The following is a 22,284-nucleotide window of genomic DNA, read 5'->3' on the forward strand; positions in this document are numbered from 1 at the left end:
ACCCAGACGTGTCCTGCGGTTACTGTCCTTTTCCTTTAGTTTTTGCTTGCTACCTTCGTGAAAAGGGAGAGAGCGTAAAGGGCAGCAACACCGACGACGATATATATGATTCGTGATCCAACTTCTTCCGTTCCCCCGAAAATTTCATTGACGACGTCGTACTTGAATAATCCCACTGATAGCCAGTTTAAGCCTCCGATGATAATAAGAATAAGACTGATAACGTTAAGTACTTTCATTTTGCAACAGCCTCCTTAAAGGGGTTCCCTGACTTTTTTGTGCAACTGTCAAATGGAGGTATGCTGATTCTTGGTTGTTTACTATAGGTGTATGAGTAGCGGTCGCAGGTTATGCCATACAAGCCGTATCTTTCGCGTGCACGGATTGCGCATTTTCTACATTTCTTTTAGACAAAAAAGCGTCCTATCGTGGATTAGAGGCAACTTAATTGTGCACAAATTGATGGACCGATTGGAGTTCTGACAGCAGGAATCCAGTGGCAATTGGGGAAGAGTTAGTGTCGAATAGCGCAACAGTATATAAGATTTGGATACATCACCATAAGAGGCGTACATCTTGAGTGATGTATTTTTTATACTCCGAACCAACACGAGGTCAACACTCACTTTCTAAAAGTACTCATATGAAGCCATAAGCTGAGCGCAAACTCAGAATCATGACGATATACCGTACAGCCCTGACTTCAGGAGAAAATGATATTCTAAGAAGTTTTGTGAATATATTCACAAAGTGTTCACCTTCTAGCACAAACTTTGTGATTATAATCACAATGTCCGTTCGTTTTACGTTTTATAATAAAGACATCAAATACAACAAGTTTATCAGCAGCCAGAAACTAAACGAGGACGGTGATCCCGATGAATATAATGCGATCTCAAATGTCGGCAAGGCTGCAGCTAATCTAACAACTATAAGTCAATGTTTTAACATCCAAAGTATTCAAAACTAAGAATAAAGATTGGGAGTGAGTATCATGTTGTTAAAATTTTGGAGAGAAAATAAAATCGCTGGTATACTAGTCACTATCATCCGTATTGTAGCTGGGTATGCATGGTTAACCGCTGGATGGCATAAGCTTACAGGAGCAAAGCCTTTCGACGCAACGGGCTTCCTCACTGCAGCTGTTAACAACCCGATTATGGATAAAGCTACAGGTGAGGCGGTTTACCCAACCTACACTGCTTTTCTAGAAAACTTTGCACTGCCGAACATTAAGATCATCAACTTCGCCATTCCTTGGGGAGAATTTCTTGTAGGACTTGGACTCATCCTGGGTACACTGACTGTCACTGCCGCTTTCTTCGGAGCCTTAATGAACTTCATGTTTATGTTCGCCGGTACTGTAAGCACGAACCCTTGGCTTCTGCTTCTTGGAATGATTGTCATCTTCGCCGGTGCTAATGCAGGCCGCTTCGGACTAGACCGTTTCGTCCTTCCGCTTATGCATAAAGGACTCGATCGTATCTTCCACCGCAAGCCGAAAAATCCGACAACGGATGCGGGATTGTTAGTTAAATAACCTTTCATTATGAATGCCCCATAGATCGAACCCCAATAGAGCCAGCCCACATAGGGCTGGCTTTATTGCTAGTTAGTCAAAGGCGCGATAGCGGCATTAAATCAGCTCGGCGTTATAGAGGGAAGGGACCGAGTGAATGTTCGTCAATGTGGTTTGATCACTCCTGGGGACGAGTTCCGGGCTCCAAGCCTGTAGAAGTCGCTGTCTTGATAAGCCGGACCGTTACGTCACTATGTAGCCGAATTTGGCAAGATAGTCGGATAGCGGCATCCTCGATTCCTTTGTTACGGAGGACTGTCGCTTCTGCCTCTTCCATCTCGCCCGCATTACCAGAGAGCACCTCTACGGCGCATGTCGTGCACCTGGCATTACCACCACATCGGTGAAGGATGTCGATCCCGTTATCCTCTAACGCAAGCACGAGCTTCGTACCTTCAACTGCCTGAATAGCGTCTCTTCCTTCTACTTGAACCGTCGGCATTGGCCATTCCTCCTCGGATTGTTCATCCTCATATTTTCTTAACCCGCTTATATTAAACCATTAGCTTCGTGAATAAGTCCAATTTTGTAGCCATTTTATCAAAAAGAAATCGATAGCTTGGAGTGATTGGAGCTCTGATAGCAGGAATCCGGTTGAGGTTTCGAGCTGTAGCGGCGTATGGCAATAGATACACCTTATGTGACTAGTTCGAGATAAGAAAAAAGTTAGTGATTTTATTCACAAAGTGTTCACCTTCTAGCGAGTACATTGTGATTAAAATCACAATGTCTGTTTGTTTTACGTCTTATAATGAAGACATCAAATACAACAAGTTTATTAGCAGCTAGGAACTAAACGAGGACGGTGATCCCGATGAATAGATTACGATCTATAATATCGATGAGTTTGCAGCCAATCTAACCACGATAAGTCAATTTTTTAATATCCAAAGTATTCAAAACTAAGAATGAAGAGTGGGAGTGAGTATCATGTTAAAATTTTGGAGAGAGAATAAAATCGCTGGTATACTAGTCATTATCGTCCGTTTCATAGCTGGGTATGCTTGGTTAACCGCTGGATGGCATAAGCTTACGGGAGCAAAACCTTTTGACGCAACGGGATTCCTCAATGCAGCTGTTAACAACCCGGTGATGGATAAAGCTACAGGTGAGGCGGTTTACCCAACCTACAATGCATTTCTAGAAAACTTTGCACTGCCGAACATTAAGATCTTCAACTTCATCATTCCGTGGGGAGAATTTCTTATAGGACTTGGACTCATCCTTGGTACACTGACTCTCACTGCCGCTTTCTTCGGTGTTTTAATGAACTTCATGTTTATGTTCGCCGGTACTGTAAGCACTAACCCTTGGCTTCTGCTTCTTGGAGTGATTGTCCTCTTCGCCGGTGCTAATGCAGGCCGCTTCGGACTAGACCGTTTCGTCCTTCCGCTTATGMAYAAAGGACTCGATCGTGTCTTCCACCGCAAGCCGAAAAATCCGACAACGGATGCGGGATTGTTTTTTAAATAACCCTTCAATATGAATGCCCCTTAGGTCGAACCCGAGTAAAGCCAGCCCACACAGGGCTGGCTTTATTGCTCGTTAGGCAAAAAACAACGTGGGAAATATCACCATCATCGCATTTACTGAGCTACGGTATATTTGTCGAAGGGGGGATGAAGGAGTTGGAATCTCCTATTTTACTAAAATCCGAGACTTTTCGTTTCCTTTTTCGTACAAAATTAGGAATTAAGTATTTTAACACGAATGGAGGAGCAGCAATTGCGTCTGATCTTAGAGAATATCGTCAAGGGATTTGTGGATAAACAGGTGCTTCAAGGAGTCGAATTCACCTTTGAAAAAGGGAAGATATATGGGCTGCTAGGTCGCAACGGAGCAGGGAAGACGACGTTGTTCGACTGCCTGAGCGGAGAGAAGGACATGGATGGTGGACAGGTGCTGCTGGAGGAGGATGGCCGCACTCGAAAGTTAAGGGAACAGGATGTTGGGTATGTGTATTCGCTGCCGATTCTGCCCGATTTTTTAACGGGCTATGAGTTTGTGAAGTTTTTTATGGATATTAATCGGGGTAAACTTCAGGAGGAGCAGACGATCGATTATTACTTTGACATGATGAGCATGACAACGGAGGATCGCCACAGGCTGATTAAAGGCTACTCGCACGGAATGAAAAATAAGCTTCAGATGCTGCTATTTCTCATAACGAAGCCACCGATCATTCTGCTCGATGAGCCGCTCACCTCCTTCGATGTCATTGTTGCTCTGGAGATGAAGAATATGTTAAGAGAGATGAAGAATGATCATATCTTAATTTTCTCCACGCATATTCTGCAATTGGCTTCCGATCTGTGTGATGAGCTGGTTGTATTGAACAAAGGGAAATTGTCTGCCGCGCCGTCAGAGCTGCTGCATAGCGCGGAATTCGAGCAATCCGTCATTAACCTGTTGAAGGATGAATCCCATGCTGAGAACGCTTAATACGCTGCTGGCTATTCGAACATCCATTAAGGCAAATCTGCTTATTTATTACATTCAGAAGCTGCCGCTAATTGGCAAGCTAATAAGGAACAGCTACTACGCCAATTTGGATTTTAAAAAAGCCGTTTCTGTTATTATGCTGCTGTTAACCCAGTTATGGGGAGTAATGCTTCGATTCATGTATCTCGGGCTACTTGTATACCTGCCTGTTGTCGGATTTGGAGAGGAATTGCCAGAGGCGGATCAGCTGCGGCAGTTTATACATATTTTCACCATAATCAGCTTTGTGGTGGCAGCAGTCAGCAGTGCTACTGTGCTTGAGCCGAAGCGGGAGAAATATGTAGCCGTTAAGCTGATGAGATTGTCTCCAACGAGATATATGCTAGCTACACTTGGGTATCGTTATGTGACTTTTTTGGTGTATTTGCTGCCTGCCATGCTTTTGTTTGGCACACTCTTGGGAGCGTCCATCATAGATGCGGTTCTGCTAACGTTATTGATCACACTATGGCGAATTCTGATGGAGTATGGGCATCTTAAGCTTTTTGAGAAGACCGGCATTGTGCTGATAAAACAAACCGCCCTCGTCTGGAGCGTCCTTACTGTTGGATATGCCGCTGCGTATTTGCCGCTTCTGCTGGGCAAGGTTCTGTCAACTGAATCGTTTCTTTTGAGTCTGCCAGTTTGTATCGTTATTACAGCTGGAGGACTGTTCGCAGCCATTAGGCTAGCTCGTTATTCCGGATACCGAGGAGTTGTTGATGCCGCAAGCCAAAGGGATGATCCTCTGCTGGATATAGGTCGTATGATGACGGATGCGCAGAAGAAGAGTGTCAAGTCGAAGGATAGTGACTATAACGTAAGCCTAAAACAGCAGGATGAGCTTAAGACAAAGGATGGCTATGCTTATCTGAACGTGCTCTTCTTCCTCAGACATCGCAGCCTGATCAGCAGCCCTGTTAACAAGCGATTAGCGATCATCGGTGCTTTCGGAGTGGTAGGTGTAATCCTTATGGTTCTATTCCGGGTGCAGCTACAGGAACTGAAATGGAGTTTGAAAATGATTTTCCCCTTCTTGATTCTGATTATGTACTTCATGTCCATAGGAGAGAATATATGCAAAGCAATGTTCTATAACTGTGATCTTAGTCTGATGAGGTACAGCTTCTATCGCAGCGCGGCATATAAGCATTATCTGATCCGACTTAGAAAAGTGGTGAGCTTGAATCTACTGATTGCCGCCGCTCTTGGGGTGTCACTGACAGCTATAACCATGGTGGCCGGAGGGGATTGGCTTAACAGAGAACTGCTTATGCTTTGGATCTGTGTTATTTCGCTGGCCATTTTTTTCACCGTGCATCATTTGTTTATGTATTATATTTTCCAACCGTATTCTACGGAGCTAAATATGAAAAACCCGCTGTATTTTGTCGTGAACATGGTCGTGTCATCGGCGAGCGGAATTAGCATTATTTTGAGGGCACCGGCAGTTTCATTTACTATTATTGTATTTGCTTCGATGCTAATTTACCTGGTTGTTGCACTTGTCCTAGTGCAGAAGTACGGGCCGAGAACGTTTCGAGTGAAATGAATGTTTTTTTGTAAGATTTGAACACATCGCACAAGAGATACGCTCTTGAAAAAGCACTGACGAGCGCAGTTAAGCTTTTATTCTCCATTATTTTTCACCTCATATCTGTTTTAGCACTGAGGCGTAGAGCGAAGCAATACTTGATTTTTATGTAAATTTATGGTATAATAATAGCGCTAATTTTATAAAATTCACACTTCCGCCATATTTAAGGGCGGATTTTTTTTGTTTTATGCGAAAACAGAAGCACTCGTTGTAGTTGTAGAGTATAGGGTAAATTCTTTAATTACAGCTATAAGGTCAACAAATATGAATCTACAATAAGAAATTCAATAAAGTGCAGAAATATAGTTTTTATGTCGAAATTTAACTTTTTATAAGAGGTAATTACGACTCTTTGAAGAACTGATATAGAAATGGTCTAAAGGTTTAGTTCATGTTTTTTATAGAAGGTAAGGTGGTTTGGAAACGGTTAATACATGTAGGAGAGTACAAAATTCACGTTTATAATTCGCCGTGAAACGAGCTTATGTCGCCAGAAAAAGGCCAAGCGGCTTACGCGTGTGCCACCGCCCTCGTTTCAAATTCTGAAACTAAATGAGGTCGCAATAGGGTGAACTGCAATTTAGTGTCAACGGATGAACTTAATTGCTGGTTGAACGCGATCTTAGCCCTCTTTTTGATGGATTAGTTTCATATTCTGAAATTAATCTATCGCTAATTCAATACAGAAACTCATTAGTTTCACATTATGACACTAAATGAATATGGCCTCCAAGCTGCCAATGATTRGTCTCCTATAAAGCAAATCCTATCAACAAATAAATAGATCGTTTTAAACCATCGTTCAATTTAGGGGATTTCAGGAAGACACATCTGCGAGTTCAGGTACTATCAAACTCGACAGCTTTGCAGTCTTAAGCCAAATATCAACTATCCCGCTATGAGTGGATGTAGTGATAAATTTGGAGAATGTTCATTTGTCTTAGTAAGGGCATTGAAATCAATCGGATGGCGCATCACCCCAGCAATTTATAAAAATCAAAGGTAGAGGAAGATCACTCATGAAACTAAAGTATTTCCTTGTAATAGCTATATGCTTCTTTGCAATGTTCGTGATGAATAGTAAAAGTACGGATGCTGCAGAGACGACTCCTCGTTCATATGGTAGCTATGTATCACAAGAAGGGATAAGCTTTATATCCTACTCAGAGAAATGGGATAGTAAGAAATTGAAAGAACTATCTCAAGCTCTGCTAAAGAATAAACATGGCGAAGAAATAAAACTGCTGAAAAAGGTACTCGTATATCATTATGGTGTATCAGATGAAAAGGGAGTAACGGGTCAGTATAACCCGAATGATCACTCCATCTCACTTGCGCTTGGAGTTATTCGAACCACTGTCGCAGATATGGAACGTACTTTAGCGCATGAATATGGACATCATTTTACAATGTATTATTTAACCAAAAGACAAACTGAGCTAAAATATAAAAATTCTTGGAGTGAATGGKGAGAGATGAGGAATCTAGATCTTTACCCTACTGAATGGCGATACAACGGAGTTGGGGAATCGAATTATGAATGGCGAGTAGAAGAGTTGGTCGTAAGTGATTATATGATGTTCTATGCAAGTCCGGCAGCAAGAACAGATCGTATACGATCAGGTTATACGATTAGAGATTGGACTGAGCCCTCTAACAAAAACATACCTTATGGGGATGCAGTGCCAGGCTTAAGAGAATACTGGGAAAAAATATCGGGAGTGAAATCTACTGTCAGGAAATTAGAAATGCCCAAACTTCAATCCTTTCAAATAGAGGAAGTAATGTATGTTTCTGTGGATCAAAGGAACAACACAATGTATAACTATACATTTAATTTCTCAGGAGGTGATCCCAATTTACGCTATGCGTATAATAATAGTAACGTAATCCAATGTCCTCCTTCTAGAGAATGTGATGAGTTAAATTTCTTTGTGTTAGATAAGGATGAAATAAATAAGGATGGGATATTTAGTATAAAGACTAATCACTACAATTTTTTTTCTGATCCTTTTATTCGAATTTATGCCTTTGATCCTGATACAGGAGGCTACGTTGCATCGCCTCGCTATCAGTTTCTTAGTGATGGTCCAGCAATACTTAAGCCTGTTCCGTATAACTTGAATCAAGGAGCTTGGATGGAAGAAAATAGGTATGATATCAAGAAATATAAAATGATATCTATATTCGTTAATGATGTGCTTCAATCCTATAATACTCAGCCTCAAATCATTAACTCTACAACTTACATACCTTTTCGGGAATTGTTTGCATCGCTAGGAGCTGTCGTAAAGTGGGACCCCGTAAATTCGAGGGTTGAAGCAAACTTAAATAATATATCGTTAAGTTTTTCTCCGAATTCAAAGGAAGTGATTTTGAATGGGGAAGTGAAATCATTTGCTCATAAGCCTATGTTAAGCAATGGTATAACCATGGTGCCATTAAAGTTTGTATCAGAAGCACTGGGAGCAGTAGTTACATGGAAAGGCGATATGAGGTCCATATATATTAATATATAATGTCTGTAAAAATAGGCTATAGAAGAATAGACATACCAGAGTACGTGGGGAATGTCCTCTACCATCAAACCAAAAGCTCACCCTGAACAAGAGTGAGCACTTTGGCATGCCTATATCGAAACATAAACTAGTATGCATCTATTAAATACTAAATTTCGTATTATTATGTAGGAGCATCTCAAAATGGAAGCGTTCTTTTTAACGCATGATATATGGAGTGATGCTAGGTTTTAATTTATGACACAAATGCTCATTTTTTACTCTTTATTCAGAAAAAAATAAAGTCTTTTTTCTTAGGATATACCCCAATATATATAGTTACAAAGAAGAAAGGATATGCTACAATCTGATCATATAAACGTTCTTATTAGAGAACAATAATGATTAGATAAAGCGGGGCGAAAAGTTGAGCGCGATTGCCGGTATTCTGGATCTGAACGATGAATCTTCATCTGGAGAAACTATTATACATATGATGAACGCGCTGCAGAAATATCCTGCGGATGAAGTGAAAATTTGGCGCAGTGATTGCCTGTCATTGGGCTGTCATGCACAATGGGTTACACCGGAATCCATATACGAAGAGCTTCCTCGTTATGATACAAACAGTGAGCTTGTCATTACTGCTGATGCCATAATCGACAATAGAAAGCAGTTATGCGATCAGTTGGAAATTGATTATAGCGTAATGAAAACAATCAAGGACTCTGAACTTATTCTTGCGGCCTACATGAAGTGGGGGAGAGATGCTCCCAAATACTTAATAGGTGATTATGCCTTTGTTATCTGGGATGAACGCCTTCGTCAGCTCTTTGGAGCACGTGACTTGTTAGGCAGGCGAACGTTGTATTATCACCATTCGTCAAGCAGTTTCGCATTCTCTACAGTTATTAATCCTCTGTTTACAGTGCCAGGCATACATAAAGTGCTTAATGAATCATGGTTCTCCGAATTTTTGACTATTCCTATGATGATGGATACGATTGATGTTCATTCCACGGCTTATGGTGCAATAAAGCAATTGCCGCCAGCCCATTCCTTTACAGTGGCAAAGGGCGTCGTCACTATCGAGCAATACGATGATTTGGCAGCACCGGCTCCTATGCTTAAGTTGAAAACGAATGGCGATTACGTGGAAGCTTTTCGAGAGGTCTTTCAGGAGGCTGTAGATTCGAAGCTGCGAACGCATCGCCAAGTCGGTATAAGATTAAGCGGTGGACTAGATTCCGGCGCTGTTGCAAGCTTCGCAGCGAAACCGCTTTCTCAGGCAGGTAAGGTGTTGCACGCCTATAGCTATGTCCCATCAGCAGATTTTAAAGACTGGACGCCGAGAAGTCTAATTCCGAATGAAACTCCCTACATTCAAGCAATGGCCCGCCATATCGGAAATATTGAGGAAAACTATTTAGATTTTGAAGGTCGTAATGCGATTGGTGAAATGGATACCATGCTGGAGATGATGGAGGGGCCCTATAAGTTTTTCGAAAACTCATTTTGGTTGACGGGTATGCTGGAGCAGTCCCGTGAACAGAATGTAGGCGTTATTCTAAACGGCAGTAGAGGCAACTATACGATCTCGTGGGGAGATCCCATCGATCATTATGCGCGGCTTTTGCGTACTCTTCGTTGGCCGAATCTTTTACAAGAGTTAAATCACTATACAGCGGTTATGCGAACGGGCAAGTCTGTCGTTATCCCGATTATTGCCAAGCAGTCTTATGCTTATTTGATTAGATCGGTACTTACCAAGAGGAGGTCTGATATCCCGCTGGTTATCCATCCCGACTTTGCCGCTAGAACGAAGGTAGTGGAGAAGCTGATGTCTCATCATGTCGGACTCACGGACTATGCTCCGGATGAGGTGACCGCAAGAAACAATCAATTTCAACGTTTTTCTGTATCTAACCACATCGGTACGTCAACGACGAAGATGTCATTGCCGTATGCAGTCAGTGAGCGTGATCCGACCTGCGATCCAAGAGTCGTTCGCTTCTGCTTATCTTTGCCGCACGAGCAATATATCCAGGATGGAATCGATCGCTCTCTTATACGAAGATCGACGGAAGGTTATTTGCCCGATATGGTTAGGATGAATATTCATGCAAGGGGCGTGCAGGGAGCTGATTGGATACATCGGATGCTGCCGGATTGGGGAGCGTTCAGGGATCAATTGCAAAAGCTTTGCCGAGACTCTTCCGCCGCGTATTACTTAAATGTTCCTCAAATAAAGCTATCACTTGAAAAGTTAGGAACGGAGCCGAAGCTGGAATATGCTTTTGATCTTGATGCAAGGTTATTAATGCGCAGCTTGATCGCCTATCGCTTTGTTAAGCAATGTTTTTAAAGTTATTAGAGTTTATACGCTTGACCCTTTTCTTATGAAAGGAGGTGACTCTATATGACAAAGCTAGTAAAGCGGGCTTGGCAACAGCCAACGTTGGAAGTGCTATCGGTATCGATGACGATGGGTGGACCGAATTGGTGTAATCCCGACGCGAACAATGACGGACATAATAACTCCATCAAGTGTGGGACTGACCCTGTTGAACTTGAATCTTAATTCGTTGTATTCCCTACAGCTATTGGGAAGTGAAGCCCCTATACTTGTTCTGAGTATAAGGGCTTTTTTTAATAATGATAAGAATGAGGCTTAAAAAAGTTGAATGAGGGTGAGGCAGATTAAACATATGATGATGTCCACGTCTCTTGATACGATGTATTCTGCATTTGGACTAACCATTCAAAGCGAGATTAAGCTTCTTGAGCTGCTCTGCGCATCGGGACAACCGAAGATGGCAGATGTGCGTATCCGTCAGGGAGATTTAGTGAACGCCTGGAAAGAGCATGGGGCTCCAGCAGGAAATTATGGGTTTAACAATAAGGAGTTTTATTTCAATGTTCCAGATGTGGCCATATTTTGCGTTCGGGAAGGTAAGGAAATCATTATAAGCCCACATCCTGGAGCGAATGAGAAACTTATCCGATTGTATTTGTTTGGAACGTGTATGGGAGCGCTCTTAATGCAGCGATGGATATTGCCCTTGCACGGCAGCGCGATTGCAATCGACGGAAAGGCTTATGCTTTTGTAGGAGACTCCGGAGCAGGGAAATCTACGACCGCAGCCGCTTTTCTAGAATCTGGTTATACGCTTTTAAGTGATGATGTCTTAGCTTTATCTGGATGCTTGGATCCTATGAACGTACCGTTCATACACCCTGCTTATCCGCAGCAGAAGCTTTGGCAAAAAAGTATGGATATACTAGGTAAAGATTCATCGGGCAGCCAAGTCTTGTATGACCAAAAATATGCAATACCCGTACACGCTCAATTCTGCTGCGATCCGTTACCGCTTGGTGGAGTGTTTGAGTTGGTCAAATGCGAGCAAGCGGAGACCGTCCGGATTACCGAGTATGGCGGTCTTGAGAGTCTTTCCATGCTGATGAATAACACCTATCGTTCCTTTCTCATTCCATACTTCGGACTGACGAAGTGGCATTTCGAAGCAGCAGTTGGCTTGGCCTCAAAAACAAAAGTATATCGGATAGTGAGACCGGCAGCAGGCTGCGACATTACGTCACTTACAGCGTTCATTGTGGAAGCAATCAAAGAAGGAGCTTAGCGTCTATGGCCAATATGTTGATTTATATAAGAAAATTACATCATTACGCAGGCCTGAGGTTGTATGTGCCTCTAATTGGGATGATGATCATAAGTATGATTGAAGGCTTTGGCTTTTTCCTGCTGGCAGCGATGCTCGGTCTGATCGGTCTGTTTGATGCTTCATCGGGAACTATCCCTTTCCTTTCAACGATACTTGAACCGTTAAAAAAATTTCCTGCTGAGCACGCTTTTTCGCTTACATTAATTATCTTTTTCGTGATGTGGACCGGACAAGCCATACTATTTAGATATTTGTCGTCTATGAATGAAAAAATAAATCATGGGTTTGTTAAGTATTTGCGATTGGAAATTTATGAATCAATTATGCTGGCAAATTGGTCATTCTTTTTGAAAAAAAGAAAAGCCGATCTCATCCATACGATGACCTCTGAGCTTCATCGGGTGAATTACGGGGTGCATGTTTTTCTTGGATTGCTTCTGATGGGGCTGTTCACATTGGTTCAAATATTTATTGCGTTATGGCTGTCGGTTGAAATGACCTTAACCATATTGTTCTGCGGTATTGCTCTTGCGCTGTATTCCCGCAGGTTCTTGAAACAATCTCGTGCTTACGGTAATCAAGCTTCAGAATTGACGCAAGCCTATATGGCGGGTATGACAGACCATTTTAACGGTATCAAAGAAATCAAGAGCAATTTGATGGAGCAGCAGCATGTGAGTTGGTTTCGCATTCTGTGCGAGAAGATGGAGCGAAACTCCGTTCTATTTATGAGACTACAAAATCGTTCGACTTTTTATCACAAAATAGTATCCGGATTTTTAATTTCATTTTTTATGTTTATGTCTGTTGTTTTCTTTCAAGTGCCGGCCGAAAAGCTTGTTTTTATTATTGTGATCTTCTCCCGTCTATGGCCACGATTTGCTTCCATACAGAACCGTTGGGAGCAGCTGGCGCAATCGCTTCCAGCCTTCAATAGCTTAATAGAGCTGGAGAAGGACTATAAGGCGGCTAAAGTCATGGAGATGCAGTCTACCTCTCAAACGGAAAATATTTGCGTAGAAAAGGCTATTGAATATCGAAACGTATATTATCGATATGATTCCAATCAGAAAGCCTATGCGCTGCACGATATTAGCTTTAGAATGCCGGCCAACAGCATGACGGCTATAGTAGGGAAATCAGGCGCAGGCAAAAGTACACTAGTCGATTTGTTGATCGGGCTTATCGAACCGGAGAAGGGTCAAGTGTTGATTGATGGTATGGCGTTAAGCGCGGACTTGACGAGGAGATTAAGGGGCTCCGTAGGTTATGTGCCTCAGGATCCATTCTTATTCCACTCTACGATTAAAGAAAATTTTTATGCAGCTGCCCCTCATGCAACGGATGAAGAAATGTGGGAGGCGCTGCGATTCGCAGCCTCAGACGAATTAGTGCGGCAACTGCCTGGGGGGCTGGAAACGGTGATCGGTGAACGCGGCATACGCTTGTCAGGTGGAGAGCGTCAACGAATCGTATTGGCAAGAGCGATACTTCGGAAGCCGACTATTCTTATTTTGGACGAGGCTACAAGTGCGCTTGACAGCGAGAATGAAGCTATCATTCAAGATTCGATCGAGCGACTTAGAGGGAGTATGACGATTATTGTTATTGCTCATCGATTGTCCACGCTTCGTCATGCTGATCAGGTTATCGTACTGGACAAGGGCAGGTTAATCCAGCAGGGAGGTTTTAAGCAGCTATCCACGGAGATAGGTGGTTTGTTCGGTCAGTTATTAGATATCCAGGAAGCAAAATAAAGAAGGTGCGAGTCTTTGCACGAATAATCGGATTTAAAAAAATAGGACCCCCAAGAAGAATTTTTCTTAGGGGTCACTACTATTTATGAGGAAACGGAGTTGTTACTTTTATCGCGATTACGGAAATTCCACGGCGTTCCGAGGAAAGGCAGCGCCCAGCGGTCTAAACCATACCATCCTGCAACTTTCCAACCGAGCACAAGCCATGTCGCAAGGATGAACAATAAAGGGTTAGTACTCAAAGTTCCTGCGAAGAGGAAGCTCGCATTCATAAATGCACCGAAAAAGGCTGCTACGCCAGTCAATAATCCAAGTATTAGGCCAAGACCAACAAGTAACTCACCGAATGCTACGAAGTATGAAAATAGTTTCGCGTTAGGAAGCACCATATTTTCCAAAAATGATGCGTACCATCCTGTTACGTCTTTTCCATCCGCCGCTTTGCCTAGTGCCCCTTTAACGAAGCCTGTCAGCCCAGCTCCAGCATCGCTTCCAACCCACTTGTCGCTTGTAACCTTATGCCAACCTGCATTTAGCCAAGCATAACCAAGATATAGTCGGATAACTAACCACAATAGACCCGATCTCGTGTTATTAAACAAGAAATTTGATACTGGGTTCTCTGGAACCATAATGTTTTTGCCTCTTAATTCATCTTTAATACTCAATAACATCATCTCCATTCGTTTTAGGTTATATTTATTTTATCATATATTAAATATGGAAAATGTAAAGTAATTGTTTAGGTAAAGTGTATATAAATAAAACATAATTAAATAAATTAAGGAAAGTTAGTTAATGAGTATTTACCTTAAAACACACTTTTATTGTGCCTTATAAGGAGGTGAGGTGTGTATATAATTAAAATATTATAAAAATAATTCGAGTATTTTTATTACATACATTGGCTAAGTTGTGAAAAGTTAGTTTGATTATTAATTCCAATAACCAGGTCGGCAGATGATAATCCAGACCCAGTTATTGGTTAGGGGTGGTATTCTATTGCTTGATCAGGCTTTCTACAATACGCTTAAACTGTTCTTCTGTCAGATCCTTATTGTCTGAGGCTGTCACATCATAATGTATATTCTTAGCCTCGTCATACCATGCTGCATTAAATCTCTTAAAACCGTTTATGCCGCCGATTGCGAAAATCGTTTTAGTGCCGCCAATATCTAGTGTCTCCTGTGTATATTCAGATGAGAAGGAAATCTCCATGCTGGTCATGTTTTTCGAAGCCCTGATTCGAATAGTCGCCAAGTTGTTATTCTCATATTCAAGCTCCGATATATTCGCTGCTGACCAGTTCACTTCTTCGATGAATAAATCTTGGTCTGGCTCTGCAGTGGCTCTTTTTTGAAACGACTCGAGCAGCCTGGTGTTCTCTGCTGACGATTTATCGTCATGCTCATTTGGGAGGAGCGGCATGACACTGCCATATTTGAAATTATACCCAGCTGGCAGGTTTTCCGGCTCCTTAATTACAGGGGCGGAAGTGCGAATCAACAGATCGATCCCCTCCCTTCGAGAAATTTGCTTTCTAATCTATATAACACATGGCAACTGTCAAACGGGACATTCGATGATCGTGAATGCAAAATACCTTTTAATGATGCATTTTCGAATCTAACAAACTTTATTTTAACTCGTACGGGACATAGCCATAGAATGATCACTTATTATCGTAGTTCATAAGACTATAGGAGCATTGACTCATCAAAAAGGAACGTGCTAACCTCTTAGTATATGGAAATTTTGGAGGGATATCTTTGATCGAAATCTGCTTATCAGTTGGTTATGATGAATATGAAGATGGCGTAAGAATGTCAGATTTAATTGAGAAATTGGCGACGGGCCCAGATGCCGCGACGCTGTCTATTCTAACCATCGGTGAATGGGGTCAGGCCTATGAGAATTCGCCAGACAGTTTTTTAGAAACGCTGAACAGCCATAAGGATCATTTTCCTCAATTGACGAAGCTTTTTATCGGAGATATGAGCTCTGAAGAGTGCGAGGTTTCTTGGATTAATCAGACGAACCTTTCGTCAATACTAACCGCTTTTCCCAATTTAACATCGTTAACTATTAAAGGAAGTCAAGAATTAAGCTTGCAGCCGCTTGTGCATGAGAAGCTGCAGGAACTGGTTATTATTTGCGGAGGACTTCCTACATCAGTGCTTGAGGAGATAAAAGAAGCCAAGCTGCCGGATCTGCGTAGACTGGAGCTTTTTCTCGGTGTCGATGATTATGGGTTCGATGGCGGCTTGAAAGATGTGCTCCCGCTGATTGAGCCTACTCTGTTCCCTAAGCTTACTTATTTAGGCTTGAAGGACAGTGAAATACAAGATGAGATTGCAGTAGCGATTGCGAATGCTCCTATCATTGATCAATTAGAAGTACTAGATTTATCCTACGGCACGCTAACCGATGAGGGAGCTGAAGCTTTACTAGCTAGTGATCGTATCAAAAAGCTAAAGCATCTTAATTTAAGCTATCACTATATGTCTGATGAAATGGTAGGACGCTGGAAGAAGTCAGGCATCTCGGTTGATGTAACAGATCAACAGGAGACGGATGAGGATGATTGGCGTTATCCGTTCTTAACCGAGTAGTGCTGCAATGTCGAGAGGATAACGCAGTTGAGAGTCCATTTCTGCTCATTGGGAACCCGGGGAATAAGCGAACGAATGGTTTGCAGGCTGCCAGAAGTAAGCTAGGGCTTACTCCGGCAGCTTTTATTTCCTATGAGAGTTTGCTTACAGGCTCCGTGCTTTTCGTAGACGTACTGAAGTCGTTAGCAGGCCGCGGAACGATTATTATTCGTTTGGATGCACCTGGCGAGGATCCCATTGTTGAACGGGAGTTAATTGCTTGGGGAGCAGCTAATCGAGAGGGCAACGATGCTTATTGGTATGAAGGTACAGCAGCAGCTGATAGAGCCATTTTATCATCCATACCAGCAGAGGAAGCGCTCAAGCTTCCTTTGGAGCTGGGCAGAATCTACTACCCGGCGCAATGGTACCGTGGGTATTGCAGATTTCTTGCCGCTCTTCAACATGATGCTGATTTTTCGAATGTTGAAGTTCAGTGGGTGAACGCTCCTGCAGTAATTGCTGCGATGTTCGATAAACGAAACTGCTGGCAGTTGATGTCGCGCCTAGGTGTCAGTCTGCCTGCGCTGCCAGCTCCGGCAGGTACTATAACCGATTATGATACGCTTCAAGCCGCAATTGCTTCCAGCGGCATGACGCGATTGTTCATTAAACTAGCCTGCGGCTCGGGAGCTTCAGGTGTAATTGCTTATCAGACCAACCCCAAAACGGGAGCTGAGCTCGCGATTACGACAATCGGCATAGAGGAAAGGGTGGGCGAGCCGATCTTCTACAATGCAGGACGAATGCGCCGCTACCGCGATTCAGCGGTTATAAGGCGCATAGTTGACTGGCTTTGCCAGGAAGGCGTACATATTGAACGCTGGATTGAGAAGGAAAACGTAAGCGGCAAGTCGTTTGACGTGCGCCAGCTTATGGTAAACGGAAAGCCCTGCCACACGGTCCTGCGATTAAGCAGCACACCTATTACGAATTTGCATTTACGTAATGAACGTAAAATGAATGTTGATGAGCTGCTTTCCAGCGAGCTGAAGCAGTCGATAAACGTGACTGCGGCCGCGGCAATGTCGGCTTTCCCAGGAGCTTCAATAGCAGGGGTGGACGTACTCGTGCAACGCGGGAGTGGAGCTACCTACGCGATTGATATTAATCCGTTTGGCGATCTGCTTTATGGCGTAGAGTTTGAAGGGATGAATACTTATGAATGGCAAACGGATCAGCTGCTGAGAAGGGAATAGCCTATGCTAGATATGAATCAAATCGTTGGCTCGCACGACATTGTGATGATCACTTTGGATACGCTGCGGTACGATGTAGCGAAGCTGGAGGAAGAGAACTGTCCAAACCTTTGTAGAAGCGGGCCGTGGGAGAAGCGTCATACGCCAGGTAGCTTTACCTATGCGGCGCATCATGCTTTTTTTGGAGGCTTTCTGCCGACTCCTGCGGATACGGATAAAGCCTCTCACATAAGGCTGTTCCATACAAAGGATACAGGTCTCCGAACAAATCCAAATACATGGTTGTTCGATGCTCCTGATCTTGTGTCTGGGCTGCAGGGTGCTGGTTACCGGACGATCTGCATCGGTGGTGTTATTTTTTTTACGAAGAAAAATAAGCTCGCTAAGGTGCTGCCTGGTTATTTTCAAGAAAGCTATTGGCGGATGACCTTTGGTGTGACCAATCCACGCTCAACTGAACATCAGGTTAATCATGCGTTGAAACTTCTGGAGAAGGCTGATCCTTCCGAGAGGTTATTTTTATTTATGAACGTTTCGGCCATTCACGGGCCAAATCATTATTTTATTCCTGGAGCAAGACAGGATTCTATAGAAACACAACGCGCAGCGCTTCGGTATGTGGATGAGCAGCTGGGTATTTTGTTCGATGCGCTGCGTAAGCGCGGCAAGACGCTCTGCCTCGTGTTCTCCGATCATGGCACGGCGTATGGAGAGGATGGGTATGAGGGACATCGATTGGCTCATGAAGTCGTATGGAATGTGCCATATCGTCAATTTATATTGTGAGTAGGAAGGGGTGAAGTATGCTTAAACTGACTTCGCAAATAGCTTCTCCTGAGGTTAAAGAACGGGAGCTGAGATGGATGCAAGCTCCGTATCGTTCGTATTTGTATTCCTATCCGCATAAGACCGCCTATCGGGATATCCAGCCCGCACAGTCGCTGAAGCAGCTGTGGGAGCAGGATCAGACGGACTATCATTTTTTGTACATGCACATCCCTTTTTGCGGGGCCCGCTGCGGCTTCTGTAATTTATTTACGCTGCCTGATCGAAGGACGAACGCTCATGAGCAATATGTCGATGCGCTTGAACGGCAGGCTAAGCAATGGGCGCCTTGGTTTAAAGACAAAACATTCTCTCGCTTTGCAATAGGCGGGGGCACACCCACCTTGCTTGAAGCCAGTCAATTAAATCGTTTGTTTGATATTGCAGAAGGCGTTATGGGTTTAAACCCATCTCAGGCATCTATATCGGTAGAAACCTCACCGGAAACGGTAACAGAGGCTCGCATGCGTATTCTTAAGGATCGCCAAGTAGATAGGGTAAGTATGGGCATTCAGAGTTTCATTGATGAAGAGGCTGCTGCTATATATCGACCGCAAAATCCGCGAATAGCGGAAGAAGCGTTAGCAATCTTAAAGGAGTATTCGTTTCCTCTCTTGAACCTCGACTTAATCTATGGTTTGCCGGGACAAACCGAGGATACATGGCTTTATTCCTTGGAGAGAGCGATCAGCTACGAGCCGGGTGAGATTTTCATTTACCCTTTATATACGCGTGAGAATACGATTTTGAAGCCGGAGCAGATACGTCAGCAAGGAACAGATATTCGTTTGACGCTGTACCATATCGCGCGTGAGCGGTTAGAAGCTGCAGGCTATGTGCAATATTCGATGCGCAGGTTCGCGAAGGCGGCTCAGGTAACTCATAAGCAAATACTGCCATTTAGCTGTCAAGAGGAAGGAATGGCAGGTCTTGGCTGCGGTGCCCGTTCCTATACAAGAAGCTTTCATTATGCTTCGCGTTATGGAGTAAGCGTTGCTGCAACAAGAAGCATAATTGCGGACTACGTGGCAGCCGAACGATACGATCAGGCGGATTATGGCTTTATTTTAAATGAAGAAGAACAGAAGCGCAGGTTTATATTAAAGGCTCTATTGCATCGAGAAGGCTTGGAGCTTGCTGCTTATAAGCAGCGATTCGGAACCGATGCGATGCAGGAGTACTCGGATATTTACGAGCTGATCAGCATTGGCCTTGCAGTTGAGCAGAAGGGCATTTTACAGCTTACAACACTAGGTATGGCCTATTCTGATGCAATCGGAGACGAGTTTATTTCGGATGAGGTACGGGAATTGATGGAAGGATATGTAATACGATGAATGCGGTGCTGTATTATCGTGGAAAACTGTCTTCTTGTAATTATGATTGCCCGTATTGCCCGTTCAGCAAAACAAAGGATAGCAAAGCAACACTTGAGAAGGACAAGGAGCAGCTCAGCACCTTTATGGAATGGATTCGCAGTCAGGAACAGACTGGGCATCGGTTGTCTGTCTTTTTTAATCCATATGGTGAAGCACTCGTTCACCGCTGGTACCGGGAAGCAATGATTGAGCTGTCTCAGATGTCGTTTATCGAGAAGGTAGCTGTTCAGACAAACCTGTCCTGCAAGCTTGACTGGACTGCGCAGTTGAATAAAGAGAAGGCTGCCTTCTGGGTCACCTATCATCCTGGTCAGACGAGTGATTCCAAATTTCTAAGTCAATGTATGAGCTTATATGAGCAGCGTATTCCGTTCAGCGTAGGCACAGTTGGTATAAGAAGTGCTTTCGCCGCAATCGAGCAAATGCGCAGCTTGCTTCCCGAGGACGTTTATTTATGGATTAATGCGTTTAAGGATCGAAGCTCATATTACAAGACAGATGAAATAGAACATTTAACTTGTATTGATCCTCACTTTAAGCTGAATACTGTAGATTATAACAGCCTCGGAAGACGATGCTCTGCTGGCTCGAATGTTTTTTATGTGCAGGGCTCAGGTATCGTCAAAAGATGCTATAGCGATAGACGAGTCATCGGACAGCTGTATCGGGACGGACTGGAAGGCCTAAGCGCTGAACGTCCATGCGGGATGAAGAAATGCGGCTGTTATATCGGGTATATTCATATGCCTGAGCTAGAAATGAAGAATATATATGGGGATGGACTACTGGAGCGAATACCTGAGAGGTTGAGAGCCGAGAAGCCCCATCGTACGGGCATTCTAAGTACAGAGCATTGTGGGTCATGACTCCTTTGCTCTGTTTTTTGTTTATAATTAACACGGAACGAGAGCGGCTGTTATGATCGTTCAATCGCATTTCACTATTAAATAGGACGGAGCAGGTGTAGATTCCTGTCCCGTCCTATTTTGATTAAATAATATAAACGAGTTCACTTCAAAAAAGGCTTCTACATGATTGCGCTTGGGTCGCAAAAAACAATGAAGTCTTGACCGCTTATACTTACATTATCTAGCTGCATGGCGACTAATTCTAATTGAGGTATATTCAGTTTGTATGTATGATCAAATAACAATAGGATGTGGAAGTAAGATAATAAAAGCTGGAAAATTTTCGTTAGATGAGTGGTAATCGCAGAATGAAAAACTACGTTTTTTATAATAACTACCCTAGTTAGATTAGAGAAATTAATGTTTTCCTCAAAAAACTCATCATCGACTTCACTTAATATCGAGCTGCTTGATTCTATGACAACTTCTATTTCCGCAGATCTTATTAATATCTGAGTATTATTTAGCTTTTGCAGAAAAAATGTTGCATCCGAATACACTAAATTCATATTCCAATATTCCTCGTTACTATTAAACCGGTGTTTAAGTACTTTTAAATAAAAGTCGAAATCCATTATTAATTCTCCTTAAAATAAGGTATCTGATATTAAACATCTTGCTATCGATATGATTATAAACCACGAACGAGGTGTTATGTTACTTACGTATCACAGCTATCAGAAGTAGCATAGTATTGTTCAATTTAAAGTATTTCTACCCTTTAATTTGGAAATAAACTAGCGGATAATTAGCGATAAAAGTTAGAGAATTAATAGGTTTTATAGGAGGTGGGACTATCCCAATGGCGGTTAATCATACGGATGCAATTAAAGACAATTGGAACGAATGGTCAGAAACATGGTATCAAAGGTATCGAACGGATGAAGCTATTTCTAAAATAATTAAAGCCCCGGAATCTGCCTTTCATTCTACTACTTATTCCATGCTTAAAAAGGCATTGCCAAATTTGCATGACAAACGAGTTTGTGTTCCTTCAAGTGGTGACAACCATGCTGTATTTGCGCTTCATTTAATGGGGGCGAAAGTGACTTCATGCGATATTTCGGAAAAACAGTTAGAAAACAGTTCCCATATAGCAAGTAAGCATAGCTGGGATATTGCATTCATATGTGATGATACAATGAAGTTAAGCAAGATAAAGAGCGATGAATTTGATTTTGTATATACATCAAATGGTGTTCACGTATGGATTGATGATTTAAACTCCATGTATAAGAATATTCATAGAATTCTTAAACCCGGTGGTTCGTATTTAATGTTTGATATTCACCCTTTTTTGCGACCGTTCGGAACAAATGCTGCAGATAAAATTAACGTAGTTAAGCCATATGATGCAACAGGACCTTTTGGCGAAGTACCCACGTATAAATGGCGTATACAGGATATATTAAATGCTATGACTTCCGCAGGGTTGAACGTTTCACATATGGAAGAGATGTACGCGGAGGACGGTTCTTTTTGGGTCGATGAATCAAAAGAAGAAGGAGAACCACTCTCGCAACAAGAGCTAGAGAATCTGTGCAACTGGAAAATGAACCCCTTAGCAGCCCTTCCGCAATGGTTATCCATACATGCAATGAAATGATTAGGCTTCAACTAATAAGAATATAAATACAGAGCACGGAAGGTTATGGACTCCGGAGCTCTGTATTTTTTATTTGTAGTTACTATAAAGGGAGTGTTTACAATTGTGCGCACCTCTATCT

Annotated in this window: 20 protein-coding genes; 15 read left to right on the forward strand and 5 right to left on the reverse strand. The window is 42.7% G+C overall.

Features of this window, described 5'->3' with window-relative positions; genetic code table 11:
* Positions 1–35: 35 nt before the first annotated feature.
* Positions 36–239, reverse strand: coding sequence for a DUF378 domain-containing protein (locus AC1DWN_RS11805; RefSeq protein WP_475811368.1), 204 nt, complete (start codon positions 237–239; stop codon positions 36–38).
* A gap of 755 nt (positions 240–994) precedes the next feature.
* Here AC1DWN_RS11805 and AC1DWN_RS11810 point away from each other — a divergent pair.
* Entirely contained in the window at positions 995–1,540 is a 546-nt protein-coding gene (locus AC1DWN_RS11810) for a DoxX family protein (protein ID WP_477559095.1), read from the forward strand.
* 157 nt (positions 1,541–1,697) lie between these two features.
* Here the strand turns inward: AC1DWN_RS11810 and AC1DWN_RS11815 are convergent, their stop codons facing one another.
* Entirely contained in the window at positions 1,698–2,021 is a 324-nt protein-coding gene (locus AC1DWN_RS11815) for a 2Fe-2S iron-sulfur cluster-binding protein (protein WP_477559096.1), read from the reverse strand.
* Between the two features lie 488 nt (positions 2,022–2,509).
* Between AC1DWN_RS11815 and AC1DWN_RS11820 the strand changes: the two genes are divergently transcribed.
* From AC1DWN_RS11820 to AC1DWN_RS11855, 8 genes are all read left to right on the forward strand, one after another.
* Positions 2,510–3,052, forward strand: coding sequence for a Crp/Fnr family transcriptional regulator (locus tag AC1DWN_RS11820; RefSeq protein ID WP_477559097.1), 543 nt, complete (start codon positions 2,510–2,512; stop codon positions 3,050–3,052).
* Positions 3,053–3,304: 252 nt separating this feature from the next.
* Positions 3,305–4,021, forward strand: coding sequence for an ABC transporter ATP-binding protein (locus tag AC1DWN_RS11825; protein ID WP_477559098.1), 717 nt, complete (start codon positions 3,305–3,307; stop codon positions 4,019–4,021).
* Positions 4,005–5,612, forward strand: a complete 1,608-nt coding sequence (locus AC1DWN_RS11830) for a hypothetical protein (protein ID WP_477559099.1) — start codon at positions 4,005–4,007, stop codon at positions 5,610–5,612. Before AC1DWN_RS11825 ends, AC1DWN_RS11830 begins: the two co-directional genes overlap by 17 nt.
* A gap of 1,064 nt (positions 5,613–6,676) precedes the next feature.
* The gene (locus AC1DWN_RS11835) at positions 6,677–8,176 is read left to right on the forward strand and encodes a copper amine oxidase N-terminal domain-containing protein (RefSeq protein ID WP_477559100.1); all 1,500 of its coding nucleotides are present in this window, start codon (positions 6,677–6,679) and stop codon (positions 8,174–8,176) included.
* Between the two features lie 406 nt (positions 8,177–8,582).
* Positions 8,583–10,520 (forward strand): asparagine synthase-related protein, encoded by a 1,938-nt coding sequence (locus tag AC1DWN_RS11840; protein WP_477559101.1) that lies wholly within the window; start codon positions 8,583–8,585, stop codon positions 10,518–10,520.
* 54 nt (positions 10,521–10,574) lie between these two features.
* Entirely contained in the window at positions 10,575–10,736 is a 162-nt protein-coding gene (locus tag AC1DWN_RS11845) for a paeninodin family lasso peptide (RefSeq protein ID WP_477559102.1), read from the forward strand.
* A 127-nt stretch (positions 10,737–10,863) separates the two neighbouring features.
* Positions 10,864–11,796, forward strand: a complete 933-nt coding sequence (locus AC1DWN_RS11850; protein WP_477559103.1) for an aldolase — start codon at positions 10,864–10,866, stop codon at positions 11,794–11,796.
* Positions 11,797–11,801: 5 nt separating this feature from the next.
* Positions 11,802–13,595, forward strand: coding sequence for an ABC transporter ATP-binding protein (locus tag AC1DWN_RS11855; protein ID WP_477559104.1), 1,794 nt, complete (start codon positions 11,802–11,804; stop codon positions 13,593–13,595).
* Between the two features lie 83 nt (positions 13,596–13,678).
* Here AC1DWN_RS11855 and AC1DWN_RS11860 read toward each other — a convergent pair whose 3' ends face one another.
* On the reverse strand, positions 13,679–14,227 hold the full coding sequence (locus tag AC1DWN_RS11860; RefSeq protein WP_477559111.1) for a DoxX family membrane protein: 549 nt from the start codon (positions 14,225–14,227) through the stop codon (positions 13,679–13,681).
* 367 nt (positions 14,228–14,594) lie between these two features.
* Positions 14,595–15,101 (reverse strand): hypothetical protein, encoded by a 507-nt coding sequence (locus tag AC1DWN_RS11865; protein ID WP_477559105.1) that lies wholly within the window; start codon positions 15,099–15,101, stop codon positions 14,595–14,597.
* Positions 15,102–15,367: 266 nt separating this feature from the next.
* Between AC1DWN_RS11865 and AC1DWN_RS11870 the strand changes: the two genes are divergently transcribed.
* From AC1DWN_RS11870 to AC1DWN_RS11890, 5 genes are all read left to right on the forward strand, one after another.
* Positions 15,368–16,207, forward strand: a complete 840-nt coding sequence (locus AC1DWN_RS11870) for an STM4015 family protein (RefSeq protein ID WP_477559112.1) — start codon at positions 15,368–15,370, stop codon at positions 16,205–16,207.
* Complete coding sequence (locus tag AC1DWN_RS11875; RefSeq protein ID WP_477559106.1) at positions 16,180–17,445, forward strand: STM4014 family protein; 1,266 nt, start codon at positions 16,180–16,182, stop codon at positions 17,443–17,445. Before AC1DWN_RS11870 ends, AC1DWN_RS11875 begins: the two co-directional genes overlap by 28 nt.
* Positions 17,446–17,448: 3 nt before the next feature.
* Positions 17,449–18,231, forward strand: coding sequence for an STM4013/SEN3800 family hydrolase (locus AC1DWN_RS11880; protein WP_477559107.1), 783 nt, complete (start codon positions 17,449–17,451; stop codon positions 18,229–18,231).
* Between the two features lie 77 nt (positions 18,232–18,308).
* Complete coding sequence (locus tag AC1DWN_RS11885) at positions 18,309–19,607, forward strand: STM4012 family radical SAM protein (protein ID WP_477559113.1); 1,299 nt, start codon at positions 18,309–18,311, stop codon at positions 19,605–19,607.
* Positions 19,604–20,515: an STM4011 family radical SAM protein gene (locus AC1DWN_RS11890; protein ID WP_477559108.1), complete on the forward strand. Its 912-nt coding sequence runs from the start codon at positions 19,604–19,606 to the stop codon at positions 20,513–20,515. Before AC1DWN_RS11885 ends, AC1DWN_RS11890 begins: the two co-directional genes overlap by 4 nt.
* Before the next feature lie 161 nt (positions 20,516–20,676).
* Here the strand turns inward: AC1DWN_RS11890 and AC1DWN_RS11895 are convergent, their stop codons facing one another.
* Positions 20,677–21,132 carry a hypothetical protein gene (locus AC1DWN_RS11895; RefSeq protein WP_477559109.1) on the reverse strand — a complete coding sequence of 152 codons (456 nt, stop codon included), beginning with the start codon at positions 21,130–21,132 and terminating at the stop codon, positions 20,677–20,679.
* 227 nt (positions 21,133–21,359) lie between these two features.
* On the opposite strand from AC1DWN_RS11895, the gene AC1DWN_RS11900 reads away from it, so the two are divergent.
* Positions 21,360–22,163, forward strand: a complete 804-nt coding sequence (locus AC1DWN_RS11900; RefSeq protein ID WP_477559110.1) for a class I SAM-dependent methyltransferase — start codon at positions 21,360–21,362, stop codon at positions 22,161–22,163.
* Positions 22,164–22,284 lie beyond the last annotated feature (121 nt).

Source organism: Paenibacillus sp. P4_A7 (assembly GCF_056402455.1).